Source organism: Paraburkholderia sp. 35.1, assembly GCF_050436525.1.
Lineage (GTDB): Bacteria > Pseudomonadota > Gammaproteobacteria > Burkholderiales > Burkholderiaceae > Paraburkholderia > Paraburkholderia tuberum.
Genome location: NZ_JBNDMJ010000002.1, coordinates 194,670 through 211,246 on the forward strand (window position 1 = coordinate 194,670; position 16,577 = coordinate 211,246).

Genomic DNA, 16,577 nt, shown 5'->3' on the forward strand with positions numbered 1-16,577 from the left:
TCTTTTCCTTATGCCTTTTCGACCTTGACGAGGAACGACTTGAATTCCGGTGTCTGCGAATTCCCGTCGCCCACCGGGGGCGTCAGCGTATTGATGAGATAGCCCGGCCTCGCGATCCCTTTGAAGCCCCAATGGAGCGGCAGCCCGACGGTCTGCACCTTCTTGCCTTCGATCATCAGCGGTTTGATCCGCTTCGTCACGACCGCGACGGCAACCAGGTGCCCGCGGTTCGAGCTCACCTTGACCCGGTCGCCGGCTACCACGCCGATCTCCTTCGCGAGGTCTTCGCCAATCTCGACGAACTGCTCGGGCTGGATGATCGCGTTCAGACGCGCGTGTTTGGTCCAGTAGTGGAAATGCTCGGTCAGACGATAGGTGGTCGCCGTATGCGGGAAGTTCTCGTGCGTGCCGAACGTGGCCTTGTCGTCCGGGAACACGCGCGCCGCAGGATTGCTGACGACCAACTTGTTGTCCGGATGCAGCGGGTTGTAGCCGAGCGGCGTTTCGAACGGCTCGTAGTGCTCGGGGAATGGCCCTTCCACCAAAGCTTCGCGCGCGAAGAAGCAAGCCACGCCTTCCGGATTCATGATGAACGGATTCATGCCGTCTTCGGGCGGCTCGTCGACCTTGAAGTCCGGAATGTCGGCGCCCGACCACCTGCTGCCGTTCCACGCGATCAGCTTGCGCGTCGGATCGAACGGCTTGCCACTGAGATCGCACGACGCGCGGTTGTACAGAACCCGCCGGTTCACCGGCCATGCCCAGGCCCAGTTCAGCGTGTTGCCGATGCCGGTCGGGTCCGAGTTGTCGCGGCGGCCCATCTGGTTGCCCGCCTGGGTCCACGCGCCGCAGAAGATCCAGCAGCCGCTCGAGGTCGAGCCGTCGTCGCGCAGCAGCGCGAAACTCGCGAGCTGCTCGCCCTTCTTCGCGAGCACCTTGGTCGTGTCCTTCGGATCGGTGACGTCCGCGAGCGCCTTGCCGTTGTACTCCATCGCGAGTTCTTCGGGCGTCGGGCTTTCCGGGTTCGCATACGGCCAGCTCATGTTCAGGATCGGATCGGGATACTTGCCGCCGTCCTTGCGATAAGCGTCGCGAATACGCAGCCACAGCCCCGCCATGATATCGAGGTCGCTCTTCGCTTCGCCGGGACCGTCCGCGCCCTGCCAATGCCACTGCAGCACCCGGCTCGAACTAACGAGCGAGCCGCGTTCCTCGGCGAAGCAGGTGGTCGGTAGACGAAACACCTCTGTCTGGATCGAGCCGCTGTCGACGTCGTTTAACGGGCCGTAGTTCTTCCAGAACTCCGACGTTTCGGTCGCGAGCGGATCCATGATCACGAGCCACTTCAGCTTGGCCAGCGCCGCGCCGTTCTTCGCCTTGAACGGCGCGGCGGCAAGCGGATTGAAGCCCTGCGCGATGTAGCCGGTCATTTTGCCCTGATTCATCAGCTCGAAGACCTGCAGTAGGTCGTAGGACTTGTCGAGCTTCGGCAGATAGTCGAAAGCGAAGTTGTTGTCGGCGGTCGCCTTGTCGCCCCACCACGATTTCATGAAGCTCACGTGGAACGCGCGATAGTTGCGCCAGTAGCTCAGCTGGTTCGGCCGCAGCGGCTGTTTGGCGCGCTTCGCGATATAGGCGTCGAAGTCCTGCTCCGCTTCCATGGGCAGCGTCATGTAGCCCGGCAGCAGGTTCGACATCAGGCCGAGATCCGTCAGGCCCTGGATGTTCGAATGGCCGCGCAGCGCGTTCATTCCGCCGCCCGCGATGCCGATGTTGCCGAGCAGCAGCTGCACCATCGCGCCGGTGCGGATGATCTGCGAGCCGACCGAGTGATGCGTCCAGCCGAGCGCGTACATGATCGTGGCCGCGCGGTTCGGCACCGACGTCGACGCGAGCATCTCGCACACGTGCTGGAACTTCTCCTTCGGCACGCCGCAGATTTTCTCGACCTGCTCGGGCGTGTAGCGCGAGTAGTGCTGCTTCATCAGCTGATAGACGCAGCGCGGGTCCTGCAGCGTCGGATCGACCTTGGCGAAGCCGTCATCGCCGCGCACGTAGTCCCACGAGGCCTTGTCGTAGCTGCGCGTGTCGGCGTGGTAGCCGGAAAACAGGCCGTCCTTGAACGCGAAATCCTCGCGCACGATGAACGGCACGTCCGTGTAGTTCTTCACGTACTCGTGCTGGATCTTGTCGTTCGTCAGCAGGTAGTTGATCACCCCGCCGAGGAACGCAATGTCCGTACCGGTGCGGATCTGCACGAAGTAGTCCGCGACCGACGCCGTACGCGTAAAGCGCGGGTCGACCACGATCAGACGCGCCTTGCGGTGCGCCTTGGCTTCGGTGACCCATTTGAAACCGCATGGGTGTGCCTCGGCCGCATTGCCGCCCATCACGAGAATCACGTCCGCGTTTCTGATGTCGACCCAATGGTTCGTCATCGCTCCACGGCCAAACGTCGGGGCAAGACCTGCCACCGTCGGGCCATGTCAGACACGCGCCTGATTGTCGAATCCGAGCATGCCAAGACTGCGAATAGTCTTGTGCGTCAGATAACCCACCTCGTTGCTGCCGGCCGATGCCGCGAGCATGCCGGTAGTCAGCCAGCGGTTGACCTTCTTGCCGTCCGCAGTCGTCTCGACGAAGTTCGCGTCGCGGTCTTCCTTCATCAGCTTCGCGATGCGGTCTAGCGCGTCTTCCCACGAGATGCGCTTCCACTCGTTCGCCCCGGCCGCGCGGTACTCGGGATAGCGCAGACGGCTCGAGCTATGGATGAAGTCGATCAGGCTCGCGCCCTTCGGGCACAGCGTGCCGCGATTGACCGGATGGTCGGGGTCGCCCTCGATGTGGAAGATGCTCGTCTTCACATTCTTGGCCTCGTCGCCAAGACCGTACATCAGGATGCCGCAGCCCACCGAACAGTAGGGGCAGGTGTTGCGGGTTTCAGTCGCACGCGACAATTTGTACTGACGGACTTCGGCCAGCGCGGGTGTCGGCGAGAAGCCCATCAGGGCCAGGCTCGATCCGGCAAGTGTCGTGGCAGAGACCTTCAGGAATTGTCGCCGAGTCATTTGCGTCATTGCATGGCCTCGGCTCTTTTGGGGACAAAATTGATTATAGATGCCGTTTCGCGACATGCAGCATAGTGCATTCGCCACCCCGGTAGATGGGGCATGCGAAAGTCACTTGAAAGGGGCCGTTTATCGCTCGGCAAAACGGGGGGCGAAACGGGTTCGGCATAGAGCCGGTTTGTGCCCGTGCCGACGCTGCACAGGGTGAAAACAACCCTCATAATGCGGTCATTCGACGAACCCCAACTCTCGCCCCCATGACCCAAGTCCAAGCAAGCCAGTCGCCCCGCCTGACGAGCCTGTCGCACGGCGGCGGCTGCGGCTGCAAGATCGCGCCCGGCCTGCTCGCCGATCTGCTCAAGCGCAGCGCGCCGCTGCCATTCTTCCCCGACCTGCTGGTCGGCAACGACACCGCCGACGACGCCGCCGTCTACAAGCTCAACGAAGACCAGGCGATCGTCGCGACCACCGATTTCTTCATGCCGATCGTCGACGATCCATTCGACTTCGGCCGCATCGCCGCGACCAACGCGATCTCCGACGTCTACGCGATGGGCGGCAAGCCGATCATGGCGCTCGCGATCGTCGGCATGCCGATCAACGTGCTGCCGCACGACGTGATCGCGGCCGTGCTGAAAGGCGGCGAATCGGTCTGCGCGGAAGCAGGCATCCCGCTCGCGGGCGGCCATTCGATCGATTCCGTCGAGCCGATTTACGGCCTCGTCGCGCTGGGCATCGTCGATCCGAAGCGCGTCAAGCGCAACGCGGGCGGCCAGGCCGGCGACGTGCTGATCCTCGGCAAACCGCTCGGCGTCGGGATTCTGTCCGCGGCATTGAAGAAAGACCGGCTCGACGAGGCCGGCTACGCGGCAATGATCGGCGCGACCACCAAGCTGAACCGGCCGGGCGCCGAGCTGGCGCGGCTCGACGGCGTGCATGCGCTGACCGACATCACCGGCTTCGGCCTGCTCGGCCACACGCTGGAACTCGCACGCGGCTCGAAGCTGACCGCGCGTGTGCGCTACGCGGACCTGCCGTGGCTGCCGAACGTCGCGAGCCTCGCGCAAGCAGGCATTTTCACCGGCGCATCGGGCCGCAACTGGGATGCCTACGGCCACGACGTGGTGCTGCCCGCCACCTTGCCGTCCGCCGGCCGCGCGTTGTTGACCGATCCGCAGACGTCGGGCGGCCTGCTGGTGTCGTGCTCGCCCGAAGCGTTAGACGAAGTGCTCGCGCTGTTCCGCGCCGATGGCTTTGCCGACGCACGGGTGATCGGCGAGCTGGTGAGCGGGGAAGCGCGGGTCGAAGTCATCTGAGGTAGGCGGCCGAAGGACGTCACTGGAGAACCCGGGAAGGACGCATATAACCGGCCCGAACGAGCCGCCCATGCGATAATTTCGGTCTTCCCGCGGTCCGTTTTGTCCCTACTCCCTTGAAAAGTCTTCTAGTCAGCCTCGACAAAGCCGGCGATTTCGATGAAATCGTCGACGTTCGCACTCCGCTAGAGTTCGAGGAAGACCATATTCCGGGCGCGACCAACGCGCCAGTGCTGAGCAACGAGGAACGCGTGCTGGTCGGCACGACCTACACGCAGGTGTCGCCGTTCGAGGGCACGCGGCTCGGCGCGGCGTTGGTCGCGCGCAACATCGCGCATCATCTGGAAACCACGTTCGCCGACCGGCAGCGCAACTGGCGCCCGCTGATCTACTGCTGGCGCGGCGGCAAGCGTTCGGGCTCGGTCACGACGCTGTTCAACATGATCGGCTGGTCGGCGCGGCAGCTCGACGGCGGCTACAAGAGCTACCGGCGCGCCACGCTGGAGAGGCTCGAAACCCTGCCGCGTCGTTTCAGCTATATCGCGCTCGTGGGCCCGACCGGCAGCGGCAAGACCCGGCTGCTGTCGGCGCTGCATGAGGCCGGCGCGCAAACGCTCGACCTCGAGGCGCTCGCCGCGCATCGCGGCTCGCTGCTCGGCGCGTATGCGGGCGTGGCGCAGCCGTCGCAAAAGCGTTTCGACACGCTGCTCGTCACCGCGCTGCGCGACTTCGACGTGAACCGGCCGGTGTTCGTCGAGGCGGAAAGCCGGCGCATCGGCTCCGTCACGCTGCCGCTCGCGCTGCTCGAAACGTTTCATCGCGGCGCGTGCGTCGAGGTGCGCTCGAGCAGCGAGGACCGCGCGGCGTTTCTTTTGCAGGATTACGCGCATCTGTTCGAGCATCCCGATTACTTCAAGGGACAGCTGGAACGGTTGATCGGTCTGCACAGCCGCGAGCGGGTCACGGGCTGGCTGCGGCTCGTCGACGAGAACCGGCGCGCCGAGCTCGCGCGCGAACTGATCGAACGTCACTACGATCCCGCATACGCGCGCAGCAGCGGCCAGCATTTCGAGCAGTTGCCGGGCGCGCTGCAACTCGATTTCCGCCCGAACGACGCCGACATCGTCGAGCAGGCGAAAACGCTGCTCGCGCAGCTCGATACCCGCACGCTAGTCGTCGGTTGATCCACAACGACATTCAACAACCATCATGCAATCAACCCTTCGGCAACCCCGCGTCACGCTTGGCTGGATCGTGTTCCTGCTGATCGCCGTCGTCGGCCTCTTCTATGTGAAGTGGTTTCCGTACTACAACCGCGCGTTCGTCGCCGCGAGCCAGCATTCGATCGGCAAGTCGATCCTGATGGGCACGTCCGCGAGCGCGCCGGCGGCGTCATGGCAGGCCGCGATCGACTTCGCGCTCGCTTACGGCAAGGCAATCTGGCAGGCGATGGTGCTCGGCCTGCTGCTCGGCTCCGCGGTACAGGCGCTGATTCCACCGCAATGGGTCGCGCGCGCTCTCGGCCGTGCCGACTTCAACAGCGTCGTCAAAGGCGGCCTGATGTCGTTGCCGGGCATGATGTGCACCTGCTGCGCGGCGCCGGTCGTCGCGGGCCTGCGCGCGCGTGAAGCGGCGCCGGGCGCGGCGATTGCTTTTTGGCTCGGTAATACCGCGCTGAATCCCGCTACGCTGATCTTCATGGGCTTCGTGCTCGGCTGGCAGTGGATGGGCCTGCGCCTCGCGCTCGGCATCGTGATGGTGCTCGGCCTTGGCTACGTCGTGAACCGCATGGTCACGCCACAGGAAGCGCAAGCGTCGCGAGAGGCCGTCGCGCAACGGGTCAGCGCCGACGATCCAGGCACCGCGTTCTCCCGCTGGATCACGATTCTGGGGCGCATGACGCTGCGGCTCGTGCCGGAATACATCGCGCTCGTGCTGATTCTCGGCGCGGCGCGCGCGTGGCTGTTTCCGCACATCGGCCCGGACGTCGACAACAGCCTGCTGTGGATCATCGCGCTGTCGATCGCCGGCACGCTGTTCGTGATTCCGACCGCGGGTGAAGTGCCGATCATTCAGGCGATGCTGTCGTTCGGCATGGCCGCCGGCCCCGCCGGCGCGCTGCTGATGACGCTGCCGCTCGTCAGCGTGCCGTCGCTCGCGATGCTCGCGCGGTCGTTTCCGCGGCGCGTGCTGACGGTGGTGACCTGTGCAGTGGTGGTGGGCGGTGTCGTCAGTGGACTGCTGGCCGTTACGCTGGGCTTCTGAGTCGGTTTTTGAGTTCGAGTCGTAGAAGAAGAAAGCATGAAACGTATTGCCGCATTCGCTGTCACGTGTTGGTCCGCTGCCGGGCTGCTGTACCTTGGACAGCACTCGGTGGCGCTGATCGCACTGAGCGGCGTCGTGGCGTTCGCGGGATTCGATCTCCTGCGGCCGTGACGGCGGCGTAGTTTTTCCCTGCTGCGAAAGTGCGCTCGTCCCTTGCGTTCGCCGTATCGTTCGCGTCAGGCTGCGCCTAACCGGGAAGCGCGTCGCGAATCGCCGCGAGCCACAACGCGACCGCATGCGCGCCCGGGTCCATATGACCGAGCGCGCGCTCGCCGACATAGCTCGAACGCCCGCGCCGCGGATGCATCGATGCGGTACGAGACGTGCCGTCGCATGCCGCAGCGACGGTGGCCTGCAATGCGGCATCCGTCGACGCTCCCTGAGCGAGTGCGTCGTGCAGCGCGTCGGCAGCGGGCCTCAGCGCATCGACCATCGTCCGATCGCCCGGCCGCGCGCCCCCCAGTTCCATCAACCCATCGACACCGGCGCTGAACGCCGTCGCCCATTGCCGTGCGGTGGTCCCGCCCGACTGTTCGAGCGCGGCCGCCGCGCGCAGCAGCATCACCGCGTACAGCGGACCCGACGTGCCGCCCACCACGCGCCGCAGCGTCGCCGACATGCCGCGCAATACCGCGCCCGGCGTGGTTGCGCACGCGTAGGAATCGAGCTCGAGCTGCACCGCGCGTGCGCCGCGCGCGAGGCTGATGCCGAGGTCGCCGTCGCCGACGCGCTGGTCCATTTCGGTCAATGTCGGCTCGGCTGCCAGCAGGCACTCGCAGACCGCTTCGAGCGCGCGCCGCAGCGTCGCGTCACGCGCGAGCGTCGCGCCGCTCGCGCTTTGCGGCGCGGGTGGCGCCGCACGCACCGCGACCTGCGCGACGCGGCCGCTCAGCGCAGGCCATGCGCTCGTCTGTGAGGCGGCGTCGAGCAGGCTCAGCCGTTCGTCATCGATACGCAGCAGCGTCAGCGAGACGCCGGCCATTTCGAGCGCGCTCAGGAACGTGCCGGCCCACGCGCGCGCGACTTCGATGCCGCGCCCGGCAAGCTCGCGCAGCGCGGCACCAGCCACCACGTTGAGTTCGCTCGGCGGCGTGCCACCCAGATTGTTGACGAGCAGCGCGACGCGCTCGCCCGCCTGCAACGCGAGATCGTCGACGATCTTTGCAAGCAGCTTGCCGACGATCGCGTCGGCCGGCTCCAGCGCGCCGCGCGCCACGCCGGCTTCGCCATGAATGCCGAGGCCCCATTCGATTTCGCCATCGCCCAGCGCGAAGCCCGGCTTGCCCGCGGCCGGCACCGTGCACGGCGTCAGCGCGACGCCCATCGTGCCGAGCGACGCGGCCGCTTCCCGAGCGAGCCGCGCGACCTCGGCCAACGGCAAACCGCGCGCGGCCGCCGCGCCCGCGATCTTGTGAACCAACACTGTGCCCGCGAGTCCGCGACGGCCCGCGTGATCGCCGCTCGCGCTCAGCGCGACGTCGTCGGCGACGATCATCATCTCAACGAGGATGCCCTCGGCGCGCGCGATTTCAGCCGCGAGGCCGAAGTTGAAGCGGTCGCCCGTGTAGTTCTTGACGATCAGCAACGCGCCCGCGGGGCCGGCCACCGCGCGTATCGCGTCGAGCACGGCGTCGGTGGAGGGCGAGGTGAAGATCTCGCCGGCTACCGCCGCGCTCAGCATGCCGTGGCCCACATAGCCGCCGTGCGCGGGCTCGTGGCCCGAGCCGCCGCCCGAGATCAGCGCGACCTCGCCGCGCGCGGCCACGGCCTGGGCATCGGCGCGCAAGACGATCGTGCCGCCTTGCAATAGCGAGAGTTGGGGATTGAGCGCGATGAGCCCGTCGAGCATCTCGGGGACCACGGTGGACACATCGTTGATGAGCTTCTTCATTGCGTCAGCTCCGTTGGATGCTGCCGGCATCGCATGATCGAAGATGCGATGGGAACGGCAGTCGGGTCGGCGGCGAAAGCGGAAGGTCTAACTGTACCGCGCATTGTCGAACGACGACGCAACGGCGAGAGCGCGCGTGAATGTGCATGAGCTTCGGGCCACGAGCGGACAACAACAACGAAGGGGACGTGATGCCGAACGGCGAAACTGAGGGAACGACTGGATCGATTTGACAGGACCGTAGACGAAAGCGGAACCGCTTTCGTCTACGTCACAGATGCGTTGGTAGGCTCGATTGGATTCGAACCAACGACCCCCACCATGTCAAGGTGGTGCTCTAACCAACTGAGCTACGAGCCTTTAGAGGCGCGAATTATAGAGACTCAATGCGGACTGCACAAGCCCTTGCCGCGACTTATCGAAACGCATGCATGTCGATCAGTTCGTCGCGGTCCATTCGGTGTGAGGGTCCAATGGATAAACCGGCCGCTTCACGTGCTCGAAGCTGAACAGACCATAGTCCGAACTCGTGACGCCGCGGCTATCGCATTCGACGAGTGCCTCCGCGATCGGCACGAAAACCGGCCGGCAATACATGCGTGATTTGAGCAGCAGAAAACGCGCGCGGCGCGGATCGATGCCGACGCTCTCGAACACGCCGAGATCCCACGGCTCATGCGTTCGTTCGGTCACGACGAGTTTCACCGTGCCGGTGTCGAGCACTGCCGCGCGCCCCATGTACGCGCGCTGGCCGGTGTAGGTCGGGCCGCTGATCACGTATTCGCCGTCGGTCAGCGCGCGCACGACGCCGGTCAGGGCAAGCGGCGAACGCGAAGGCAATGCATCGTTTGTGAGCTTGTTGCCGATCGCGAGCGTGACCCTGCTACCGACGCCCGAGGCCGCCAGGGCCGCGACCGCCTGCGGATCGCACAACGGCCCGCTGACGATGCCTTCGAGGCCCTGCCTCAACGCTTCCTCGAGCAAATCCATCGTGTCGCACGTGCCGCCCGACATGCAGTTGTCGCCGTGATCGAGCATTAGCACCGGTTTATCGGCGGCGCGTGCCAGCGACGCCGCCCGCGCGACCGATTCGGCAAGCGGCGCGCTGCGATAGACAAAATCGTCGCGCTCGTCCCAGATCTGCCGCGCGATGCGCTCGGCGACCGCCTCCGCATCCGCGCGCTCGCCATTGCCCACGACGACGACGCTAATGCATGGCGCTTCGATATCGGCGAGCGAGAAGCCCGCCAGCACCGACACCGCGAGCATGCCGTCGGCCTCGGCGGCGCGCGCGGCATCGAGCGCGCGTTTCATCGCGCCGTCAACGCTCGCGCTGCGCAGCGTGTGCGTGAGCAGCGGCGGCTGACGCCACGCGATCACCGGCTTCGCGTGGCCCTCGATCATGTCGAACAGCAAGCGCGCTGCATGTGCGCCAGTCTCGTACATGTCGACGTGCGGATAGGTCTTGAAGCTGACGATGACGTCGGCGTTGTCGATCATTTTTTGCGTGACGTTGCCATGCAGATCGAGCGCGACCGCGATCGGCGCGTGCGGCAGCGACGCACGCACGCGCCCGAGCAGATCGCCTTCACCGTCGGTCGAGTTCTCGGCGACCATCGCGCCGTGCAGATCGAGCATCACCGCGTCGCAGCCCGTCGCGGCTGCCACGATCGCGTCGCAGATCGTATCGTAGGCGGCGGCGTCGACCGGCCCGCTCGGATTCGCCATGGCGGAGATCGGCGTCACGATTTCGGCATGCACGCGCTCGGCGGCGTCGATGAACGCGGCCATCGCGGTTTGCATGCCCTTGTTTTCGTCGAACGCGGCGCGGCCGTAGCTCGGACCGTTGCGGCCGAATGCGGCCAGCGGGGTCTCTACTGGCGAGAACGTGTTGGTCTCGTGGTTCATTCGTGCGATCAGGATCTTCATGCGCGCATGCTCCCCGTTCTCGACGCCGCGCTCGGCATCACCTGCAGCAGCATATTGCAGCCGGCTTCCAGATGATCGGCGCGCGCGTCCTCGATTTCGTTGTGGCTAATGCCGTCCTTGCAGGGAACGAAGATCATCGCGCTGGGTGCGCCGCGCGCGAGGTAGGCGGCGTCGTGTCCCGCGCCGCTGATCACGTCCATCGACGACACACCGAGCCGCTCCGCGCTCTGTCTGACCTCGGCGATCCATTGCGCGGCGAATCGCTGCGGCGGGAAGTAGACGACCTGCTCGATGTCGGTAGTGACGGGGGCGTCCAAGCTGCTGCTCGCGCGGGTGGCGGCGGCGTTGATGGCGGCGTTGCCCCCATTGCTGCCCGCCTGCGCGCACGCTGCACGCCATGCGAGGTCCATCGCAGTGAGCGATGCGTCATCGGCTGCGCGCAGGTCGACGCTGAATTTCACGCGGCCCGCAATGACGTTGCGCGAGTTTGAATGCACGTCGAGCCAGCCGACCGTGCTACGGCCATGCGGCGCGTGATCGAGTGCGATACGGTTCACCGCATGGATCGGATCCGCGGCGACGAGCAGCGCGTCGCGGCGCAGCGCCATCGGCCCCGCGTGCGCTTCCATGCCGTGCGCGGTCAGGTCGTACCAGCGCTGCCCGAGCGCTCCCTGCACGACGCCGATGACCTTGTCGTGCGCTTCGAGCACGGACTCCTGTTCGATATGCACCTCGAAATATGCGCCGACAGCGTGCGACTTGCGATGCTCGCCGGCATAGCCGATCGCCGCTAGCGCGTGGCGCACCGCTACGCCGTCGCGATCGCGTTGCGCTAGCGCGTGCTCGAGCGTGAATGCGCCGGCGAACACGCCGGAGCCCATTATCACCGGCAAGAATCGTGAGCCCTCCTCGTTGGTCCACATGGCAACCTCGAGCAGCGCGATGGTCTGCACGTTGGCCTCGGCCAGCGGGCGCAGCACCTCCAGCCCTGCCAGCACACCATAATTGCCGTCGAATTTGCCGCCGGTCGGCTGCGTGTCGAGATGGCTGCCCGTCATTATGGGCGGCAGATCGTCACGCAGCCCCGTCCTCCGCGCGAAAATATTGCCGATCGCGTCGACCGGCACCGTGCGGCCGATCTCCTTCGTCCACGCGATGAACTGATCGCGTGCCTCACGGTCGAGTTCGGTCAGTGCTGGACGGCAGACACCGCGTTTGTCGGTCGCGCCGATCCGCGCGAGCTGCATGAGACAGTCCCACAGCCGCGCGCCGTCGATCCGCAAATCGGCGGGCGTCGAGACAACGTTGGATGAATGAGTCTGCATCGATGCATCCTCGGGTCGAAGACAGCTGGATGGCGCTTGCCGGCGGGACTTGCTCCGTTCCGGCTTGCTGGCCGAGGTTGTTCCAATCGTCATGATAGAGAGGTTTCGCCGAGGTAGATGGCCGGACGCGCGCGAGGTGGCAATGCGGCGCGACGCCTTTCCGTGGGCAAGCATAGAAAGCAAAGCCGCTGGGTTCGTGGGGAGTGAACGGCGCATCGCGGGCGATGCAGGTGCCAATTCGCTCGACGACGGACGCCGCGACGTGCCGGCAATCTGCGCGCAAGTGGCCGCCAGCAAACGTTTTCGTCGAAGGAAGCGGCTAAAACGCAATGAAGGCTCAACCTTTTGCGAAGCGCGCCGTTATTGCATGTGCTCAGGCAAACCCCTCGGATCTCCATGGCACAACCAATTCCTTTCCGCAACACTGGCGCCGCCCGCGCGCGGCATGCCAAAGCCATGCTGTTGCCCATCGCGCGCCAGATCGCCGACGATCTCGCGTTGCGAGTTCATCTGTCGCTCGACGCACTGCGCCGTGGCCTCGGTACGAAGAGCGATGCGCAGACGGTCACGCAGATCATGCTGTTGACCAGCTACCTCGCTGATGCCGGCTTTGGCTCGATGAGCCACGAAGAGCTCCACGCCGCGGACCGCGCCTCGGCGATGATGTTCGACGCAGGTCGGGAACGCAACGAATGGAAACTTGACGAAGCGGGATTCGCGCTCTTTGCATCGATCGCAACGAGCTACGATCGGCAGCTGCATCGCGCTCCGCTTTGGGCGATTACGGAGGCCAGCGAAAGACTCGACTGCTTTATCGCAGGGGGATCCGATCGAGCGCCGGCGCGTAAGCGGGCTTAGCGTGTTTGGAGGAGGTGCTGGCCGGCCGAGCCGGAAGGACATGGATTTTGGACGACCGCGTCGGAAGTCGCCGGGTTACGCGGATGCGTTGCGGATCGGAAAGTAGTGAAGCGGGCAAAGTCGGCCGCGTAAACGCAAAAACCCCACCGCGGCGGGTGGGGTTTCTGACTGGAGGGGAGCCTGACGATTACCTACTTTCACACGGGCAATCCGCACTATCATCGGCGTGGAGTCGTTTCACGGTCCTGTTCGGGATGGGAAGGGGTGGGGCCGACTCGCTATGGTCATCAGGCATGACGGGTTGCTGCGTCGCAGGGTTGAAGTCAACCGGTCGCGCCACAGCCAATCGGGAAGAAGCGTAAAGGATTCGAGTGTGGGGGGTTGTGTTGTTTCTGGCACAACACTGAATCCCAACCGTGCGTTTCTGTGAGCTCCCGCGGGAGGTCACACAAATCCCCTTCGGGGATCGGACCCGCGTAAGTGCTGAAGCACTCACGCGGGTCGAGACACACCTGTTATAGGATCAAGCCTTACGGGCAATTAGTATCAGTTAGCTCAGTACATTACTGTACGTGCACACCTGACCTATCAACGTCCTGGTCTTGAACGACCCTTCAAGGGGCTCGAAGCCCCGGGGATATCTCATCTTAAGGCGAGTTTCCCGCTTAGATGCTTTCAGCGGTTATCTCTTCCGAACATAGCTACCCGGCGATGCCACTGGCGTGACAACCGGTACACCAGAGGTTCGTCCACTCCGGTCCTCTCGTACTAGGAGCAGCCCCCTTCAAATATCCAGCGCCCACGGCAGATAGGGACCAAACTGTCTCACGACGTTTTAAACCCAGCTCACGTACCTCTTTAAATGGCGAACAGCCATACCCTTGGGACCGGCTACAGCCCCAGGATGAGATGAGCCGACATCGAGGTGCCAAACACCGCCGTCGATATGAACTCTTGGGCGGTATCAGCCTGTTATCCCCAGAGTACCTTTTATCCGTTGAGCGATGGCCCTTCCATACAGAACCACCGGATCACTATGACCTGCTTTCGCACCTGTTCGACTTGTCAGTCTCACAGTCAAGCACGCTTATGCCATTGCACTATCAGCACGATTTCCGACCGTACCTAGCGTACCTTCGTACTCCTCCGTTACACTTTGGGAGGAGACCGCCCCAGTCAAACTGCCTACCATGCACTGTCCCCGACCCGGATCACGGGCCAAGGTTAGAACCTCAAACAGATCAGGGTGGTATTTCAAGGACGGCTCCATTGAGACTGGCGTCCCAACTTCATAGCCTCCCACCTATCCTACACAGACCGGTTCAAAGTCCAATGCAAAGCTGCAGTAAAGGTTCATGGGGTCTTTCCGTCTAGCCGCGGGGAGATTGCATCATCACAAACACTTCAACTTCGCTGAGTCTCGGGAGGAGACAGTGTGGCCATCGTTACGCCATTCGTGCAGGTCGGAACTTACCCGACAAGGAATTTCGCTACCTTAGGACCGTTATAGTTACGGCCGCCGTTTACCGGGACTTCAATCAGGAGCTTGCACCCCATCATTTAATCTTCCGGCACCGGGCAGGCGTCACACCCTATACGTCCACTTTCGTGTTTGCAGAGTGCTGTGTTTTTATTAAACAGTCGCAGCCACCAGTTTATTGCAACCCTTTCACCCTTCTGGCGCAGGCCAGTCAGGCTATGAGGGCGTACCTTATCCCGAAGTTACGGTACCAATTTGCCGAGTTCCTTCTCCCGAGTTCTCTCAAGCGCCTTAGAATACTCATCTCGCCCACCTGTGTCGGTTTGCGGTACGGTCACTGTGAAACTGAAGCTTAGAGGCTTTTCCTGGAACCCCTTCCAGTTGCTTCGCCACCGAAGTGGCTCGCCTCGCACCCTTGAATTCCGCGCCCGGATTTGCCAAAGCGCCTTCTCCAATGCAAGGACCGGGACTTCCAACACCCGGACAACCTTCCGCGATCCGTCCCCCCATCGCATTTCACAATGGTGCAGAAATATTAATCTGCTTCCCATCAGCTACGCATTTCTGCCTCGCCTTAGGGGCCGACTCACCCTACGCCGATGAACGTTGCGTAGGAAACCTTGGGCTTACGGCGAGGGGGCCTTTCACCCCCTTTATCGCTACTCATGTCAGCATTCGCACTTCCGATACCTCCAGCACACTTTCCAGTGCACCTTCGCAGGCTTACGGAACGCTCTCCTACCATGCACATTACTGTGCATCCGCAGCTTCGGTATATGGCTTAGCCCCGTTACATCTTCCGCGCAGGACGACTCGATCAGTGAGCTATTACGCTTTCTTTAAAGGGTGGCTGCTTCTAAGCCAACCTCCTGACTGTTTTAGCCTTCCCACTTCGTTTCCCACTTAGCCATATTTGGGGACCTTAGCTGGCGGTCTGGGTTGTTTCCCTCTTGACACCGGACGTTAGCACCCGATGTCTGTCTCCCGTGATTGCACTCTTCGGTATTCGGAGTTTGCTATGGCGTAGTAATCCGCAATGGACCCCACAACCATGACAGTGCTCTACCCCCGAAGGTGATACACGAGGCACTACCTAAATAGTTTTCGGAGAGAACCAGCTATTTCCAGGTTTGTTTAGCCTTTCACCCCTATCCACAGCTCATCCCCTAACTTTTCAACGTTAGTGGGTTCGGTCCTCCAGCACGTGTTACCGTGCCTTCAACCTGGCCATGGATAGATCACCTGGTTTCGGGTCTACACCCAGCGACTGGACGCCCTGTTCGGACTCGCTTTCGCTACGCCTGCCCTAATCGGTTAAGCTCGCCACTGAATGTAAGTCGCTGACCCATTATACAAAAGGTACGCCGTCACCCCTTCGCAGAGGCTCCGACTGTTTGTATGCATGCGGTTTCAGGATCTGTTTCACTCCCCTCCCGGGGTTCTTTTCGCCTTTCCCTCACGGTACTGGTTCACTATCGGTCGATCACGAGTATTTAGCCTTGGAGGATGGTCCCCCCATCTTCAGACAGGATTTCACGTGTCCCGCCCTACTTCTCGTACACCCAGTTCTTCCATGCTGTTTTCGTCTACAGGGCTATCACCTGCTATGGCCGCACTTTCCAGAGCGTTCGACTAACAATACAGATAACGTGTACCGGCTGATCCCATTTCGCTCGCCACTACTCTGGGAATCTCGGTTGATTTCTTTTCCTGCGGTTACTTAGATGTTTCAGTTCACCGCGTTCGCCTCACGCAGCCTATGGATTCAGCTACGGATACTCCATTAGGAGTGGGTTTCCCCATTCGGACATCTCCGGATCAATGCTCGTTTGCCAGCTCCCCGGAGCTTTTCGCAGGCTACCGCGTCCTTCATCGCCTGTGATCGCCAAGGCATCCACCACATGCACTTGTTCGCTTGACCCTATAACGGGTGTGTCTCTGTGTCGACCCACGCTAGCGCTTTAGCGCTTACGTGGGTCCCATCCCCGCAGGGGATAGACGCACTCGCTACAGGTTGAGTATTCGTGTTGCGCCGTATTCCAAAGCAATCTTTCGATCACCTTTAAAATACATCGATACAATCACAACCCTGATTCACCTACTCCGCACCCATCTCCAGGTGCCTTTCGTGAATCTCTTTACTACTTCTTCCTGATTGTTAAAGAACGGCAGCCGGTATGAAGCCTGTGCCTCATACCGCTCTGACTGGCTCAATCGCCAATGCAAAGTACTCAGCATCACTTCGTGCTGAACCCTTGGCATTGAGGATTGGTGGAGGATGACGGGATCGAACCGACGACCCCCTGCTTGCAAAGCAGGTGCTCTCCCAGCTGAGCTAATCCCCCAGTCTCACAGATACTCCAGCGGCCCCAGCCCTTCAGCTCA

The 16,577-nt window shown here is 62.9% G+C and carries 9 protein-coding genes, 2 tRNA genes and 2 rRNA genes; 5 read left to right on the forward strand and 8 right to left on the reverse strand.

The annotated features are described in order from the left end of the window. Nucleotides 1-8 precede the first annotated feature (8 nt). On the reverse strand, nt 9-3,077 hold the full coding sequence (gene fdnG / locus OKW27_RS06775; RefSeq protein WP_429333004.1) for a formate dehydrogenase-N subunit alpha: 3,069 nt from the start codon (nt 3,075-3,077) through the stop codon (nt 9-11). A gap of 248 nt (nt 3,078-3,325) precedes the next feature. Here fdnG and selD point away from each other — a divergent pair, with 248 nt between their 5' ends. The 4 genes from selD (at nt 3,326) to OKW27_RS06795 (ending at nt 6,820) form a co-directional block, all read left to right on the forward strand. Next, nucleotides 3,326-4,384 (forward strand): selenide, water dikinase SelD, encoded by a 1,059-nt coding sequence (gene selD, locus OKW27_RS06780; protein ID WP_429333005.1) that lies wholly within the window; start codon nt 3,326-3,328, stop codon nt 4,382-4,384. Nucleotides 4,385-4,500: 116 nt separating this feature from the next. Then, nucleotides 4,501-5,568: a tRNA 2-selenouridine(34) synthase MnmH gene (gene mnmH, locus OKW27_RS06785; protein WP_429333006.1), complete on the forward strand. Its 1,068-nt coding sequence runs from the start codon at nt 4,501-4,503 to the stop codon at nt 5,566-5,568. Nucleotides 5,569-5,593: 25 nt separating this feature from the next. Beyond that, on the forward strand, nt 5,594-6,649 hold the full coding sequence (locus OKW27_RS06790) for a permease (RefSeq protein WP_429333007.1): 1,056 nt from the start codon (nt 5,594-5,596) through the stop codon (nt 6,647-6,649). 36 nt (nt 6,650-6,685) lie between these two features. Further along, the gene (locus tag OKW27_RS06795; RefSeq protein WP_143037237.1) at nt 6,686-6,820 is read left to right on the forward strand and encodes a hypothetical protein; all 135 of its coding nucleotides are present in this window, start codon (nt 6,686-6,688) and stop codon (nt 6,818-6,820) included. A gap of 76 nt (nt 6,821-6,896) precedes the next feature. On the opposite strand, the gene dhaL is transcribed toward OKW27_RS06795, so the two are convergent. The 4 genes from dhaL to OKW27_RS06815 form a co-directional block, all read right to left on the reverse strand. Beyond that, nucleotides 6,897-8,600 carry a dihydroxyacetone kinase subunit DhaL gene (gene dhaL, locus OKW27_RS06800; protein WP_429333008.1) on the reverse strand — a complete coding sequence of 568 codons (1,704 nt, stop codon included), beginning with the start codon at nt 8,598-8,600 and terminating at the stop codon, nt 6,897-6,899. Between the two features lie 283 nt (nt 8,601-8,883). Next, nucleotides 8,884-8,960: transfer RNA gene (locus tag OKW27_RS06805), tRNA-Val, on the reverse strand. Nucleotides 8,961-9,038: 78 nt separating this feature from the next. Further along, nucleotides 9,039-10,529 carry a M81 family metallopeptidase gene (locus OKW27_RS06810; RefSeq protein WP_429333009.1) on the reverse strand — a complete coding sequence of 497 codons (1,491 nt, stop codon included), beginning with the start codon at nt 10,527-10,529 and terminating at the stop codon, nt 9,039-9,041. Continuing rightward, nucleotides 10,526-11,854 (reverse strand): Zn-dependent hydrolase, encoded by a 1,329-nt coding sequence (locus OKW27_RS06815; RefSeq protein ID WP_429333010.1) that lies wholly within the window; start codon nt 11,852-11,854, stop codon nt 10,526-10,528. The genes OKW27_RS06810 and OKW27_RS06815 overlap by 4 nt, the downstream gene beginning before the upstream one ends. A gap of 396 nt (nt 11,855-12,250) precedes the next feature. Here OKW27_RS06815 and OKW27_RS06820 point away from each other — a divergent pair, with 396 nt between their 5' ends. Beyond that, nucleotides 12,251-12,712: a hypothetical protein gene (locus OKW27_RS06820; protein ID WP_090808528.1), complete on the forward strand. Its 462-nt coding sequence runs from the start codon at nt 12,251-12,253 to the stop codon at nt 12,710-12,712. Nucleotides 12,713-12,890: 178 nt separating this feature from the next. On the opposite strand, the gene rrf is transcribed toward OKW27_RS06820, so the two are convergent. From rrf to OKW27_RS06835, 3 genes are all read right to left on the reverse strand, one after another. Beyond that, nucleotides 12,891-13,004, reverse strand: a 5S ribosomal RNA gene (gene rrf, locus OKW27_RS06825). Nucleotides 13,005-13,231: 227 nt separating this feature from the next. Next, nucleotides 13,232-16,113, reverse strand: a 23S ribosomal RNA gene (locus OKW27_RS06830). A 348-nt stretch (nt 16,114-16,461) separates the two neighbouring features. Next, a tRNA-Ala gene (locus OKW27_RS06835) sits at nt 16,462-16,537 on the reverse strand. Nucleotides 16,538-16,577 lie beyond the last annotated feature (40 nt).